A 15,606-nucleotide genomic window follows, 5' to 3' on the forward strand; every position below is an offset into this window, starting at 1 on the left:
AAATAAAGAAACCTATCTTAGAATCTAGACTAAACTAGATAAGAGTCATTCGCGATCGCATTGGGTTAATATTTTTTGAATTTACCCCAATCTCAAAGTTCAGTTTTTAATTGAGGCGATCGCTAATTTTTCCATTAACAGCAGATATAGCCACTGTTCTAGGTGAGGCTAAATAATTTTTGCCCGTTGGATCGCCACTGCGTCCTTTAAAATTGCGATTGGTTGCATAAATGCCTGTTTCTTCTTTCGCTAAAACTCCCAATCCAGAATTGATACAAGCCCCACAACCTGTTTTGAGAATCTGCGCCCCTGCTTGTTCAAAAATATCGAGATAGCCTAACTCTTGGGCTTGTTCTCGAATTTCCATCGTTGCAGGTACGATAAACAAGTTTACGCCGTCCGCCAGATGGCGACCGTTCAAAACTTCCGCAGCCTGAGCCAAATCATAGAGTTTTCCACCAGTACAAGAGCCAATAAAGGCTTTGGTAATGGGAATATCCTCTAACTGACTAATACCCACTACCCGATCGGGTTTCGGGGGACGTGCAACTTGTGGTTCTAAGTTACTAAGGTCAAATTGATAAATCCTTTCGTACTCAGCATCAGCATCCCCAGTAATCTCTTCAAATTCTTGGGAACTACGGTTTTTTACATATTCACGTGTCACCTCATCAGGAACGATTAAACCACATATTGCCCCACACTCAACTGCCATATTAGCGAGAGTCAACCGTTCATCAAATGGTAGTTGGGCAAGGATTGAACCTCTAAATTCCATCACCTTACTGGTAGCGCCAGCACAGCCGATTTGTCCCAAGATAAATAGAATAATATCTTTGGCACTGATTTTAGAAGGTAAGGTTCCAGACAACTCAAATACGAGGGTTTGGGGAACGCGAATCCACATATCTCCTGTGGCATAAATATTCGCCATATCTGTCGTACCTACACCCGTAGAGAAAGCCCCTAATGCCCCGTAGGTGCAGGTATGGGAATCTGTACCAGCAATCACCATTCCCGGCCGGACAAATCCTTTTTCTGGGAGTAAAACGTGGCAAATACCTGCTGCTTCGCCTGGAGAAACTATATCAAATAAGTGACATCCTTGGTCTTGAGCAAACTTAACCATCTGTTCGTACATCAGATGGGCTTTGTTATCTGCACGAATGTCGTTAACTTGGATAAAGTGATCTGCTACTAAAACCACCCGTTGGGAGTCCCATAACTTTGCTCCTTCTCCAAAGTGTTTATAAAATGTTTTAGCTACAGGGCCAGCTACAGCATCATGAGATAAAGCTAAATCGATTTGGGCAAAAACCACCTCTCCCGGCTTGACGTAGGAATTACCGGAGGCTTTCGCTAAGAGTTTTTCTACTAAAGTCATGGGTCGGGTGGATGTCAGGCTGCGAGGAATGGTAATCTGACCATGACGACGCATTTGATTAAAAGCCATTAGCCCACCGGCTGTTGCGATCGCATCAACTACTGGATTTTCCTCTTTTTCCCCAAAAATTTCTAGGGAAAGTCCAATATTGATACTATTGCGATAAAAAATCTCTGCAAACGATCGCGCCCGAATTTTCTTAATTCCCGCAGCTTGGAGAGCAATGGGGGCAACTTCTCGACTAGAACCACAGCCAAAGTTTTCTCCGGCTTCAATCCCATCATATTTTAGTAGTTCACCTTCGCCAATCAGGTGTTCTAAAGCATACTGTTTTAAATATTCAGGGTCATCTGTTGTGGCACGATTGGCAGGAATAATATCATCAGTATTAATATCATCTCCCAGATGCAAAATGTTATTGGCGTTACTCATGCATAGATAGCTCCTAATTCCGAATATTGCCCAATTGAAAGTTCTTCTATTAAAAGTTCAACTAAGGTTTCAGTGTTGACTAAAATTTCTTCTCCTTGAGGAGACAAATCTGCTGTGCGATATCCTTTAGCTAAAATTCGGTCTTGTGCTTGAATAATTCGTTGGGCAGCTTGCACTTCGCCCCATTGCTGAAGCATTAAAACACAGGCTCCAAGAGTTCCCAGGGGATTAGCAATTCCTAAACCTGCAATATTTGGGGCTGTACCGTGAATGGCTTCGTATAGACCAAACCCCTCAGCGTTCAGACTGGCCGATCCTAATAAGCCGATGGAACCAACTAATGCACCGCCAATATCGCTGAGAATATCTCCAAAGAGATTTCCTGCCAAAATCACATCAAACTGTTGCGGATTTAAAACCATTTGCATGGCTAAGTTATCTACCAACATTGGCTCAATAACAACACCAGGAAACTGTCTGGCTTCTTCTTGCACTAGCCGAGTCCAGGGTAAATGGGGCAAGGCATTTTCTTTATGGGCTACGGTGAGTAATCCTCGGCGGTTTTGGGCTTGCTGTAGTGCTTTCCGAGCGATCCGACGAATTTCTTCATCGTAATAGCGCATCGTGTGATATCCGTAGGTTCCCCGCTCGTCTGAAGATCGTTCAGATGGGCCAAAATAAATGCCACTGACTAGTTCTCGGACGATCAGGATATCGAGTCCTTGAACTTTTTCTGGTCGGAGACTAGATTTATGCAGGAGACTTTCAACGCTACGGATGGGGCGAAGATTGCAAAAAAAGTCGAAGTGCTTTCGTAGTTCTAGTAATCCCCCTTGGCTAACGGCACCAAATACAATTCCATCGGCTCCATCGCATAGTTGGGCGGTGGCTTCAGGGAAGTAACTACCAAATTGCTCAAAGGCAGTTGCACCAAGCCAGCCATAGTCTACCTGCAAGGTAAATCTTTCAATTTGAGCGACATGCTGGAGAATTTTTAAGGAAGCTTCCACAACCTCTGGCCCAATCCCTTCCCCAGGAATAGCGACAATCCGATAGTTGTAATTACTTAAAAACCCCATTTTCCCATAACTCCAATACTTCGTTGGCTGTAAAATAGCGTTCTTGCTCAATAGCAAGGGATTTAATTACTGAGCGCATTTTCTCGTATTGCGTTCTGGGTTGAGGATTTTGCATTTTCTTTTCAAACAGATATTGGAAATTACTAATTCCACTCCATTTGCCAAATACAACTTCTATGTTGCCATGAGGAAAAACTGCAAAGCTGTTGGGGTCTGAAAACAAACAGTTGACATGAGTACCCGTTTCATGCCATTGAGAAGTTTGAGAGTAAGGGGGGGCTGGACGAACTCCTAATTGCTCAATGTAATCAGTCACAGGAGCGATCGCTTCATAGTTAATGCCCTTGACTTCAATTCCAAAGCGGACTCGTAACCCATTCAATACTTGCTCAATAGGAATATTTCCCGCACGTTCCCCAATCCCGCAAAACGTACCCGATACTAAAGTCGCTCCAGCCATGAGAGATTGGAGGGTATTTTCGAGAGCCATGCCCATATCATTGTGGTAGTGTACCCCAAAAGCTACCCCTGTGGTGGATTGAAGCAGGTCGCTAACCCAGATATAGCTCTTTTCTGGACTGAGAATCCCCACCGTATCACAGAGAATGAAGTTTTCGATATAAGGACTGCATGAGCGGATACATTGCACTAAAAAGTCAAAATCGGCTCTAGAGGCATCTTCTGCGGCGAAGTCTACTCTCAGTCCAGCGATCGCAGTTGCATAATGCAAATTTTCGACAATTAAATCGATAGCATTTTGGCGAATTCGATCGATGACATGAGCAGGGATATCGTCATCAATGGTTTTCCCTTTAAACTCTTTCACCAGACGGATTTGAGGATCTCGTAAAAACAGTAGTCGATCGGAAACGGCATGGAAAAGAATAATCCGCTTAACTCCACAGTCCTTGGCTAAATCGATAAACTGCTTGTTCATTAAAGTAGCCGCCAAAATCTGACTATCCAACCCCTCCGAGACTAATGTTTTAACCAGTTCAGCTTCTGGTTCGCAGACACAGGGCATAGTGTCGATTCCATTAACTCCCGTTTTGGCAATTAAATGGGCGAGTTTTTGTTTATTTGGGTAAGAGAAGAAAATACCTGCTTGTTGTTCTCCATCTCGCAGTGTGTCATCATAAATCTTGATAGGAAGGGTTTCCATTGTTAAATACTCACATTAAGACTTATTCTGATAAAAGGGCACACAACTCATCAATTTCTTGATTTTTTTCTCGAATCAGTATGTCGCCTAAAACTTGTAACTGCCGCACATTTTCTAGCTTGGCATTATCTATTGCTTCTAGTTCGCTTTTTAAGAATGTTTGGAATCGATAATAAGAAGCTTTACTAGCTTTCTTGCTAGACTCAAACAACCTTTCTAATTCTCCAGCTACTACTTCACTTCCACCGTCAAGCACAATATTTAGTAGTGGTTTTGCCCATTGTAATAGTCCCCATTTTTTCACTTCATCATAAGGGTAGACACTCGTTAGAGAACCAGTACCCAAGGATACTAATAAGATATCTTCTATATTCAGGACTTGTTTGTTTTCTTGTCTACTAATTTGCGCTTCTAAAATAGCCAAATTAGCTGGATTATTAGCGACTACTCCGCCATCAACTAAAGTATAGAAGCCGTTGGTATTATGGGAACTAGAAACGCGATAGGGAGCGAAATAAGTTGGAGTTGCACTAGTTGCCAATGCCGCATCTGTGAGCGAAAAACCTGCACATAACTTGCGAAATTTTTTCGATTCTGTCTGTTGTTTTTCTAGTTTGTTAGTAAAAAATATCGGAATTCGCTGCTCGATATCGTAGCTAGTTACAAAAACTTCTTTGAGATTATTTTCTAAAGGAGTATCACCAAAATATTGCCTAATAATTTCTTCTCTTCCTTCAGAAGAATATTTTGGTTGAACGAATATATCCTCTAGATCACCGAGTACTTTTTCCCAGAATGGCTCGTAAAATATTTCAGCCCCATACTCAATATATATTTGCAGGAGATCCGCAGCACTATATTGGGCGGTGGGTGGGCTATCAGGTACGTCTAAATTTAATTTTGGTTTAGTTAATCCGAGTGCCAGAATTCCGCCGCTAGAAGTGCCAGAGATTAAATCGAACAAACTAAAAATCGGCTTTTGTGTCCGCTTTTCAATTTCTGCTAAGAGCATTGTGGGGATAATGCCCCGAATACCGCCTCCATCAATGGCAAGTATTTTGTATTTGGGATTGGCTTTAGTATTCATAGTTTTTTGCGATCGCTCCTGAGTTGATGTTTGGGGTTGTTGCTGTTGAATATTGACTGCAACTTCGCTTTCCCCGATTTGGTCTTTTTCGGCTTTTTTTTGTGCTATTGCGGGGACTATAGGAGATGAAATGTTGGTAGATTTTTCGCTTTGTTTCTTTGTACCTTTTTTCGCTTTTTTTTCTTCTACCGGAGATACTGCTATAACTTCCACAGAAGGAAGCTCAACGGATACCGAATTAGCAATTGCTTCGACAGAAACAATCTCTGCAACTGACTGGCTTGTTACTTCTTCAACAGAAACAATTTCTGTAACTGGCAGACTTGCTACTTCTTCAACAGAAGCAACCTCTGTAACCGACTGGGTTGTTGTTTCTAAATTACTAGTTGTTTCACTATTAGATAATTGTGGAGTTCCCAATGGGATTTCTACTAAATCCCAGCGAGGATTGCCACGCAAAGTTCCATTATGGGCATTTACTGTCTGGTCTTGTACAGTCGGGCCTTGTCTTTCATTTAATCTCCAATAAGCTACTAATCCCGGTTCATTCCCAACTAAAGGCTGATAGCGATGCGTCTGGATTTCCACTGGGGGACAGGGATAATTCCAGACGCTAATGTTAGCTAATTGACCTGTGAAATATATGTGATTGTGTAAAGTCGCGCCCAGAGTTACAGAACTAGTTGCCTTATTTAAAGAATCACCTGTAAGATAGCCAAAATACTCATGCTCATCAAGATAGACGCTCAATTGACCTTTGTTAAAAACAATGCCAAAGAAGTGCCATTGTCCAAGAGTTAATTCTCCATTTCCAAAGGTTTTGATAACATTGTCAATCTTCTCATCAATGTATATATCTAGATTTCCTAATTCACTAATACCGAACTCAAAATTATCACTATATCTGTCTGAAGAACGCGCGAAAAAAACATTCCGTGTCCCATAAGTAGTAGCTTTATTCGTTAGCTGATGAGGATTTACCCATCCCGAAATCGTAAAAGCTGAACTTCCCTCAGCAAAAACACCACCAAAATCATTTTTACCAAAATCTATGTAATCATCTTTGCCATCGAATGTAATCACTGATTGGCTATATACATCATTTGCCATAATGTTTTAGTCTCCACAAACAAATTAAATTTAATCTTTGAAATACTGAAAATTCGATAATTCTTAAATTTAACTATTTATTTTGGCTGCTTAATATTGCAAAGCTTTTTAAATTTCTGAACTAATAATTTTCATTTTTTAAAATTTTAGAAACGAAATTAATTAGTTTTTTTACTTAAGAGATATAAGGTAGCCTTACAAATAGTCTCAGATTTATCAAAAAAATGCAATAGCAGGTAAGTCAATAATTAATTAGACAGTTAAGACAGTTAAGACAGTTAAGACAGTTAAGACAGTTAAGACGGTAAGATAGTTATAAGTTAAGACAGTTAAGACAGTTAAGTGGGTAATTAAAATATTTAAAACAGTTAATAAATAATAATTAGCATCTGTAACTTTTTGCAGCTAAGTTCGGTCATTCTTATTATGACTGGAGGTTAAACTGGTTCTCGGTGCGAAACTCCAAACCTTTACAGCAGCGCTATTTGAATTTAAATGTAGACAGTTGATGGTTTAATGCAGCGTTCTCTTCTGGCTAAGGTATGAAGTATCATGTGTCAATTCGCAATTATACAAGCCAATGTACTTGCACAGACAAGAGTCTATAGTTACGGTGCGATCGCCAAACGAGAACTGGATTAGTATTCCGCAAAATAGCTCGTTTCAGGCTTCGATTAATTATTACTGGATAGAAAATATACCCACGTTGTCGGAGTTTAGGATTGCGCTTTACCTGTACCACAGATAGGGAGCAACGCGAAAAAGTGAGATCCTCGTGAAATAGGCTCTTGAGGCAGGGGGAGTAAAGAGGCATTTTTAGTATTTTTTACTACCGAAACAGACTGCTTCTACACTTATTTCTTTCTCTTCCCCTGCCTCCCCTGCCTCCCCTACTGTTAGAGCATTGCTCCCCCACAGATATGGTTCTTAAAATTACACATATTTAGTACTTTTTGTCAATATGTAATAGCCTTTTCGAGGTTTTCCAAATTCAGTGGAAAAGAATTTTTTTACTCTGTGCATAAATTAATCAAAATGCTGTGAAAAATAATCAAGCTACTCGTGGAAGATAAGCACTCCACAAACCGAAAATTTATAACCCCACAATCGTTGTGGGGTATGAGGTAACTAAGTATGATTCATCACCTATCTATTTCTGTTCAAAACCCCCTACACGTTGCCGAAGTTCTGGCTGAAGTCTTGAATGGGCAAGCTTTTCCCTTTTTTCCGAACCCAGGCAGCTATATGGTTTTTCCCCTTGACGAACATGGAACAGGGATTGAAGTTTATCCGTTAAAAACTCGGCTAATGCCTGGTGAAGGAGATAAGCAGTGTATATTTGTAGAAGATGCCACCCCTTCTGGATTCACAGCTACTCATGCAGCAATCTCGGTTTCTTCTAGTCAAGAAAAAATTGAGTTGATTGGCAAACGAGAAGGTTGGAGAGTATTACGTTGTAACCGCGACTCTTTTTTTGATGTTATTGAGTTCTGGTTAGAAAATAAAATTATGATTGAACTACTCACACCGGAAATGTCGGCTCAATATTTGGCAGCAACGCAGCCAGTAAATTTGAAGAAAATTTTTAATTCATAACTCTGCTGCGGCTAATTTAACAACATCAATCGCTAAATTTAAAAATTAAAAAGAGAAATCCTAGTATTGTTTAGCAGTGCTAGGATTTCCTATTTGGAATTTCTCCTTCAATTCCCTCAACATACCAATCCATCGCCAGTTGTCCCCGATCGTCCAACACCTTACCCTTTGGTACTCGCACCACGCCTTCTTGGTCTTTCACCGGGCCATCAAAAGGATGTGCAACACCCTGAATAAACTCATCGCGCTTTGCATTCACCAGTTGTTGCACATCCCCCGGAATCACCTGATTCATCGGGGAAATATCCACCATTCCTTCACCAATACCATCCCAAACGTTTTGAGATTTCCAATTATTATTGATTACGGACAAAGCTTTATCTGTATAGAATTTACCCCATTTGTTAATAGCTGATGTCAAGTGGGCTTTTTGACCAAACTTACTCATATCGGTGTTATAGCCAAAAGCATAAATGCCTTTTTCCTCAGCTAATTGGACAACAGCACCAGAGTCGGTATGCTGCGTTAGTACATCTACACCTAAATTTACCAAAGCTTGAGCCGCTTCTCTTTCTTTAGCTGGATCGTACCAACTTTGTACCCAAAGTACCTTAACTTTTGCCTGGGGATTTGTTAGGCGTAGTCCTTGAGTAAATGCACTGATGCCCCGAATTACTTCTGGAATTGGGTATGCGCCAATAAAACCAACTACATTTGATTTTGTCATCTTGCCAGCAATCATGCCGGTTAAGTAACGCGGTTCTTCAACGCGTCCTAGATAAGTGCCAATATTAGCAGCACGTTTATATCCTGCACAGTCTTCAAAGATAACATCACTATAGTCCTTGGCAACTTTAATTGTTGGGTTCATGTACCCGAAAGAAGTTGCAAAAATCAACTTGTTACCATCTAATGCTAGTTGGCGAATCACTTTTTCGGCTTCAGTATCTTCGTTGACATTTTCGACAAAGGTAGTTTTTACCTTATCTTGAAGATTGGCTTCCATGTCTCTGCGGCCTAAATCATGGGCGTAAGTCCAGCCAAAATCACCTACAGAACTCACATAAACAAATCCCACCTTGAGAGGTTCATTTACTGCCACAGGTGAGGCTGAGGGAGACACCTCCCCCGGCAATTTGGAATTTTTGCCTTGAATACAACTCGTTAAGGCAAAACTAGATCCTGCTAAAGTGACATACTTTAGAAAATTCCGACGATCCATATTTTATCGATGGGGTTTAGTTGCTGAAAAATATTTTTCCGATCTCTAGTAACGACAGACACACTATTGACTTAATTTTAGCTCTTGTTTTTTGCCGTAAACTTACTAACAAAAGAAATCAAAGAATGGTTGATATTATACAAAAGCACAATACTTTTTAATAAAAAGAAGGGAATGAGGTAGAAGCATTAATAATCATACCCAATGCCCAATTTTACTAATAGAGGTTTTTAATGAACTTATTTGAGCTTTTAGCAGGAGAAGACAATCATTTGGCCCTCGTTACACCTGGGGGGCGATCGCTAACCTATCAGCAATTGCGCGAGAATATTCTTGGACTGGTATCTCAACTTAACAGATTTGGATTAAAACGGGGCGATCGCATTGCCATTGCCATGACTAACGGTTCACCAATGGCTATTACCTTTTTGGCTGCCGCCTTGTGTGGCACTGCTGCACCCTTAAATCCTAAATACAAGCAAGAAGAATTTGCCTTTTATTACGAAGATACCCAAGCAGATGCACTGATTACCTTATCTGGGGAACCAGAAGCAGCCATTGCCGCGATCGCACCCAATATGATGTTGATTCATGCCAAAGTAAACGCTGACGGCACATTAAACTTTGAATTAGTCAAAGAGAAACTTCCCCCCTGCTCCCTGCCGCTTGCCCCCTTGCCTCAGTCTGACGATCTGGCGATGATTCTCCATACTAGCGGCACTACCAGCCGTCCGAAGCGCGTGCCGATTCGTCATCGCAATTTAATCGCCTCAGCCAACAACATTATTACTGCTTACTCACTCACAGCAGCTGACACTACACTTTGTTTAATGCCCCTTTTCCACGTTCACGGATTAGTGGGCTGTTTGTTGTCAACTCTAGCATCGGGCGGCACATTAATTTGTCCCAATGGTTTTAACGCCTTAGAGTTTTGGAAACTCGTAGATACCTATAAACCAACCTGGTACTCCGCAGCCCCAACTATGCACCAGACAATTTTGGCCCGCGCTAGCCGTAATACAGAAATTGTCAAAGCTAATCGCTTTCGTTTCATTCGCTCTAGTAGCGCTTCTTTACCCCCGATTATCATTGAACAGTTAGAAGCAACTCTCAACGCTCCCGTGGTGGAATCTTACAGCATGACTGAAGCATCGCACTTAATGACCACCAATCCCCTACCGCCAAAAGTGCGGAAACCAGGTAGTGTAGGTTATGGCTTTGGTGTAGATGTCGGCATTATGGACTCTGAAGGCAACCTATTATCTCAGGGAAGCTTGGGCGAGGTGGTGGTAAAAGCACCTAATGTCATTGATGGTTACGAAAACAACCCAGAAGCCAACGCCACAGCTTTTGTCAACGGTTGGTTCCGAACAGGAGATCAGGGTACTGTGGATGCAGACGGCTACCTCCATTTGACTGGACGGATTAAAGAATTGATTAACCGGGGTGGAGAAAAAATTTCTCCTTTAGAAGTGGATGATGTTTTGCTCCGTCATACCGCCGTCGCCGAAGCTTTAGCTTTTGCAGTCCCCCACAAATCTTTAGGTGAAGATATCCACGCTGCTGTTGTCCTTAAGGGAGAAGCTAGCGAAAAAGAACTTTTAGCTCACTGTTCAACTATGTTGGCAGACTTCAAAGTTCCGAAGCAAATTCACATTTTGGATCAACTACCTCGTGGTGCTACCGGGAAACTGCAACGGTTAGCTATGGCGAAATTGCTTAATATAGGCTAAATCAGCGATACACTAAGGAAAATTCCTTGAGGAAGCATCAATGGCACGGCCAAACGGGGTTAAAACTGAAATGTCTGCACAGGAATTGCCTACAATCTCAGATGAAGATACAGAGACAATTGAAGATTTGCCGGAACAAGTAGAGGATGTGCAAGATATTGACGACATCTTGAACTCACTCAAAACTTTGCTGAGTAGCCTAGAAAAACTCCAAAAAGTCCGGCAGGAAGTGGGCGACATTAAACCGTTAATTGGGCGGATGCTGGATGGGGAACTGGTTGCTGGTGAGGAACTTGAGCAACTCAAGACAGGTGTGAGCAGTCTTTCTCGCCTTGTTCGGGCTTATAATGACCATCAAATAGCGTTGGCGAAAGCCCAACCTGCGAGAAATTTGTTAGATCAAGTCCTTAAAGAGCGGAAAGCTAATTGAAACAAGAAGCGATCGCATTTTTTATGGGAATGCGATCGCATCCCTAATTACTTTAATGCCTAAACCCACATCGGTTTGTCGCTATCTGACACTGTAAGTAGATAGTAAATTTAACTTGTGGCTAGATGTTGTTAAAAATTATTGATCATGAGCTTCAAAACAGTAGTCTTCTATGGTTCCTACAGGAGCGATCGCCAGGGCATCAAAGCTGCCAGATTCATCATTAATCAGCTTAAACAAAGAAACCATGAGGTGATTTTTGTAGATGCAAAGGAGTATGACTTTGGCATTTTAGACCGGATGTATAAGGAGTATGATACAGGTCAGGCTCCTGCAAAGATGGAAGAGTTGGCAGAGCATATCCAACAGCAGATGGTTTTATAGTTGTTGCGGGAGAGTATAACCATTCCATTCAGCCAGGGTTGAGCAACCTGATGGATCACTATCTAGAAGAATACTTTTTCCGTCCGGCTGGTATTGTTTCTTACTCAGCTGGTGGCTTTGGAGGAGTACGGGCAGCCATACAGTTACGTTCTTTTCTGTCAGAGATGGGAATGACTACGATTTCAAGTATTTTTGCTATTTCCAAAATTGGGGAATCTTTGGATGAAGCAGGTGTTTCACAGGCGATCGCTTTGACAAAGAGAGTCGGTCAATTTTTGGATGAATTAGAGTGGTACGAAGAAGCATTGCAACGACAAAGATTTGAAAAAGGAAACCCGTTCTAATCAAGTCAGGATAAGTATTGAACGACAGTTATCATTTTTTCATGACTAAATCTGTGGTTTCATTTGAAGGATATCGAATTTTGCAAGATATCTACTTATGATCAACGTTGCACCCGCCATTGTAGTACTAGGTCAAAATAGCGTGACAGTAGCACGTAAAATAATCACTGTCCTACCAGGGGCGACGCTATACGGTCTAGCGGGTCGCACATCTGGAGTTGATGTCAGCTTTACTAATTTTGGCGAGACGTTGCGCGAGTTATTTGTTCAAGGAACGCCGCTAATTGGCATTTGTGCCGCCGGCATCTTAATTAGGACGTTAGCCCCTCTACTTTCGGATAAACAACAGGAACCTCCTGTGTTAGCTGTGGCTGAAGATGGTAGTGCTGTTGTCCCCCTTTTGGGCGGACTTGGTGGGGTAAACGATTTGGCCCGCCGCATTGCTGAAGTGCTTGCTGTCAAACCTGCAATTACGACCACAGGCTATTTACGTTTGGGTACAACGTTGTTGTCTCCTCCCCCCGGATACCATTTAGCAAACCCAGACGATGCGAAGAAATTTATCTCAGATGTGTTAGCTGGGACACAAGTCAAACTCGAAGGCATAGCGCCTTGGTTAAGTGATAGTAAACTACCTATAGATCCCAAGGGAGATTTGACCATCCAAGTTACGGAACGTTTGGTGACTCCTACAGCTAACTGTCTTGTGTATCACCCAGCAACGATCGCGATCGCAATTAATGACACCATTGATGATGCAATCCCTTTAATACAGCAGCTACTAGCTGATGCCAAACTAGAAAAAACATCAGTCGCCGGGATATTTGCACCCATGACCGCCGCAGCTAATCCCGCAATTCACGCTGTAGCGATCGCCTTGGGAGTACCTGCCCGCTTTTTTACTCCAAATCAGCTAGAAAGTCTGTTAGCACAAGGTTATAGCCCCGCCCAAGCAGCAGCGATCGCAGCTACAGGCACATCTCCCTTATCTTCGTCATCTCCTGACGTTGCGATCGCCATTGCCCCCCAACCAATTGACCCCAACACCATCGGTCAGCCACGCGGACGGTTAGCGATTATTGGCACTGGCCCTGGTGGATCGCAATGGATGTCTCCCGAAGTCAAGGAAATACTTAAGTCGGCAACTGACCTAGTAGGTTATAAAACTTATTTAGATTTAATCGGTTCTCTGGCTGATGGCAAGCAACGCCATGAGTCTGACAACCGCGAAGAAGAAGCACGGGCAAAAATGGCTCTTGATTTGGCAGCATCTGGGCGATATGTCGCTGTCGTTTCATCTGGCGACCCTGGTATCTATGCAATGGCAACAGCAGTTTTTGAAGTATGCGATCGCTATGCTAAACCCGAATGGGATAATATCGACATTCATGTTGCACCAGGCATTTCAGCTATGCAAGCAGCAGCAGCAGCCATTGGTGCGCCCCTCGGACATGACTTCTGTGCTATTTCCCTGTCTGATATATTGAAGCCTTGGTCTGCGATCGCCCAACGAATTGCTGCTGCTGCTAAGGCTGATTTCGTAATCGCCTTTTACAATCCTGTTTCTAAAGAGCGTACCTGGCAACTGGCAGAAGCGAGAAATATTTTACTGCGACATAGAACACCAGATACCCCAGTAGTATTGGCGCGGAATCTCGGCAGACCAGGACAGATGGTGAAAGCGATCGCACTTGACCAGCTAACACCAGCAAACGCTGATATGCGGACAATTATTCTCATTGGTTCCACAAAAACCCGAACCATCAAACGCAGCGATGGTAATCTCTGGGTTTATACACCGCGTCGCTATACCGAACAGTAAGTACGAGATTAAAGCCATCCTAGCTGCTTTAGCAAGGACAGCTTTCTCATGGATATATCGCTTCCTATCTGCTAGCAGGCGATGCATTTGTGACTGTTAGACCTCAAGGTGCGATCGCAGATCGTCCAGTGGAGATGTCGAGTTAGTAGGAATCACTGGTTTTGTTGATGTTGGCTTGTCAGGAATAAACTCAAAGCGAATTCGGATTTTACCTTTTTGCCAGCCGCCACCCTGGGCTAGTAATTTTATTTGGAAGTCCCTTAATTTCACTCCTGCTATCTAAGGAAGTGCGATCGCATCTCATGGGCAAATTTTGAGCTTTTTAAGCTGTATTTTGATAAGTTCTCAGCCTGCTGTAGTTGGAGTTATGCTCACCGATCTACTTATCGAATACGAAGAGAAACCATCAACAGATAGAGGAAAAATGGAGAAAATGATGATAGTTTGAAAGCAGATAAAACAGATAGAAATCCATTGTGAATAATTCAGTATTAATTGTTCTTCCTCTATTAGCGTGTATAGTCTTGTCGCCAGTTAGCAAAGCTGATATTGTCCAAAATTCAAACAATCATGCCATCAAAATGTCTTCATTTAACCTCAGTTCCCAAAAATGGAAAACCCGCGTGCTACTAGTCTTTGCACCGTCTGTTGACAACCAGAGTTATCAGCAGCAAATGCAACTATTGCAAGCTCATAACAGCAATTTTGCAGACCGGGATTTAGTTCTCGTTCAGGTTTTGGCAACAGATGAAAGCTATGCCAACAGACAGCCAATAGATAAATCTTCTGCTGCCAAGTTGCGCGATCGCTTTGGGGTTGAGAAAGAAAATTTTCGCGTGATTTTGGTGGGTAAAGACGGTGGTGTTAAACGCAGTGATGCTACTCCAGTGAAGGCGACAGCAATTTTTGAGGAAATTGACGCTATGCCCATGCGTCAGCAAGAAATGCAAGAACGAGGCAGAAAATAAAATTTTCTCTAGTTAAATGACTAGCTTTGAAAAAGTTTTCTCAAGTTTTGTTTAGCAAAATAATCTGATGATTACTGTCCACCACTTGAACAACTCCCGTTCCCAGCGTGTGCTTTGGCTGCTAGAGGAGCTTGGTATTGAGTATGAAGTCAAGCGCTACGATCGCGATCCGAAAACTATGTTAGCACCAGCATCGCTGCGTGAGGTACATCCACTCGGTAAGTCGCCAGTGATTACCGACGGTACCCTAACCCTAGCCGAATCCGGTGCCATTATTGAGTATCTGGTCGAAAGCTACGGTAACGGAAGGCTAATTCCTCCTTTGGGTACGCCAGAACGCTTGCGCTACACCTACTGGCTGCATTACGCGGAAGGCTCGGCTATGCCTCCTCTGCTGCTGAAGCTCGTCTTCGATCGAATTGAGAAGGGGCCAATACCGTTTTTCGTGCGGCCAATCGCTCAAGCGATCGTCAACCGGGTCAAAAACTCGTTTATTGAACCTCAGATCGCGCAGCACCTAGATTACCAGGAAGCGGAGCTTGGAAAAAGCACGTGGTTCGCTGGCAATGAATTCACCGCAGCTGATATCCAGATGAGCTTCCCGCTAGAGGCGGCAGCCGCGCGAGCAGGACTGGACGCAAGCCGGCCGAAGCTCATGGCTTTCCTGGATCGTATTCACACGCATCCGGCCTATCAGCGTGCGCTAGAGCGTGGGGGTGCTTACGAGCTTCTGAGTTAAGCAAAAGCGATCAATACGGGTCTAATTTCGCATCACCTGTAACTAGCTATACAATTGACCAATAAACAGGAGAGAAGCTACCGAATGTTAAAACTCGTGATATTCCTGATAGGC

The 15,606-nt window shown here is 42.7% G+C and carries 12 protein-coding genes and 1 pseudogene; 7 read left to right on the forward strand and 6 right to left on the reverse strand.

What is annotated here, in order from left to right; translation table 11 throughout:
* Window positions 1-106: 106 nt before the first annotated feature.
* Genes V7K42_RS03690 through V7K42_RS03705 form a run of 4 tightly spaced genes read right to left on the reverse strand, consistent with a single transcriptional unit; the run spans window position 107 to window position 6,254 of the window.
* Window positions 107-1,816 carry an aconitase/3-isopropylmalate dehydratase large subunit family protein gene (locus V7K42_RS03690; RefSeq protein ID WP_334913646.1) on the reverse strand — a complete coding sequence of 570 codons (1,710 nt, stop codon included), beginning with the start codon at window positions 1,814-1,816 and terminating at the stop codon, window positions 107-109.
* On the reverse strand, window positions 1,813-2,895 hold the full coding sequence (locus V7K42_RS03695) for an isocitrate/isopropylmalate dehydrogenase family protein (RefSeq protein ID WP_334913648.1): 1,083 nt from the start codon (window positions 2,893-2,895) through the stop codon (window positions 1,813-1,815). Before V7K42_RS03695 ends, V7K42_RS03690 begins: the two co-directional genes overlap by 4 nt.
* On the reverse strand, window positions 2,879-4,057 hold the full coding sequence (locus V7K42_RS03700) for a 2-isopropylmalate synthase (protein WP_334913650.1): 1,179 nt from the start codon (window positions 4,055-4,057) through the stop codon (window positions 2,879-2,881). Before V7K42_RS03700 ends, V7K42_RS03695 begins: the two co-directional genes overlap by 17 nt.
* Before the next feature lie 22 nt (window positions 4,058-4,079).
* Window positions 4,080-6,254, reverse strand: a complete 2,175-nt coding sequence (locus V7K42_RS03705) for a patatin-like phospholipase family protein (protein WP_334913652.1) — start codon at window positions 6,252-6,254, stop codon at window positions 4,080-4,082.
* A 1,134-nt stretch (window positions 6,255-7,388) separates the two neighbouring features.
* Here V7K42_RS03705 and V7K42_RS03710 point away from each other — a divergent pair.
* Window positions 7,389-7,850: a hypothetical protein gene (locus V7K42_RS03710; RefSeq protein WP_334913653.1), complete on the forward strand. Its 462-nt coding sequence runs from the start codon at window positions 7,389-7,391 to the stop codon at window positions 7,848-7,850.
* Window positions 7,851-7,929: 79 nt separating this feature from the next.
* On the opposite strand, the gene V7K42_RS03715 is transcribed toward V7K42_RS03710, so the two are convergent.
* Window positions 7,930-9,072, reverse strand: coding sequence for a BMP family ABC transporter substrate-binding protein (locus V7K42_RS03715; RefSeq protein ID WP_334913655.1), 1,143 nt, complete (start codon window positions 9,070-9,072; stop codon window positions 7,930-7,932).
* Window positions 9,073-9,305: 233 nt separating this feature from the next.
* Here V7K42_RS03715 and V7K42_RS03720 point away from each other — a divergent pair, with 233 nt between their 5' ends.
* The 4 genes and pseudogenes from V7K42_RS03720 to cobJ all read left to right on the forward strand — a co-directional run bounded on the left by V7K42_RS03720 (window position 9,306) and on the right by cobJ (window position 13,785).
* On the forward strand, window positions 9,306-10,805 hold the full coding sequence (locus tag V7K42_RS03720) for an acyl--CoA ligase (protein ID WP_334913657.1): 1,500 nt from the start codon (window positions 9,306-9,308) through the stop codon (window positions 10,803-10,805).
* A 40-nt stretch (window positions 10,806-10,845) separates the two neighbouring features.
* Window positions 10,846-11,235 (forward strand): hypothetical protein, encoded by a 390-nt coding sequence (locus V7K42_RS03725; protein WP_334913659.1) that lies wholly within the window; start codon window positions 10,846-10,848, stop codon window positions 11,233-11,235.
* Between the two features lie 147 nt (window positions 11,236-11,382).
* Window positions 11,383-11,963, forward strand: a pseudogene (locus V7K42_RS03730) (NADPH-dependent FMN reductase).
* 97 nt (window positions 11,964-12,060) lie between these two features.
* On the forward strand, window positions 12,061-13,785 hold the full coding sequence (gene cobJ / locus V7K42_RS03735) for a precorrin-3B C(17)-methyltransferase (RefSeq protein WP_334913661.1): 1,725 nt from the start codon (window positions 12,061-12,063) through the stop codon (window positions 13,783-13,785).
* 96 nt (window positions 13,786-13,881) lie between these two features.
* Here the strand turns inward: cobJ and V7K42_RS03740 are convergent, their stop codons facing one another.
* Complete coding sequence (locus V7K42_RS03740; RefSeq protein WP_334913662.1) at window positions 13,882-14,055, reverse strand: KGK domain-containing protein; 174 nt, start codon at window positions 14,053-14,055, stop codon at window positions 13,882-13,884.
* Between the two features lie 206 nt (window positions 14,056-14,261).
* Here V7K42_RS03740 and V7K42_RS03745 point away from each other — a divergent pair, with 206 nt between their 5' ends.
* The gene (locus V7K42_RS03745) at window positions 14,262-14,753 is read left to right on the forward strand and encodes a DUF4174 domain-containing protein (RefSeq protein ID WP_334913664.1); all 492 of its coding nucleotides are present in this window, start codon (window positions 14,262-14,264) and stop codon (window positions 14,751-14,753) included.
* A gap of 67 nt (window positions 14,754-14,820) precedes the next feature.
* Entirely contained in the window at window positions 14,821-15,492 is a 672-nt protein-coding gene (locus tag V7K42_RS03750; RefSeq protein ID WP_334913666.1) for a glutathione S-transferase family protein, read from the forward strand.
* Window positions 15,493-15,606: the final 114 nt, after the last annotated feature.

The organism is Nostoc sp., from assembly GCF_036917455.1.
Taxonomy (GTDB): domain Bacteria; phylum Cyanobacteriota; class Cyanobacteriia; order Cyanobacteriales; family Nostocaceae; genus Nostoc.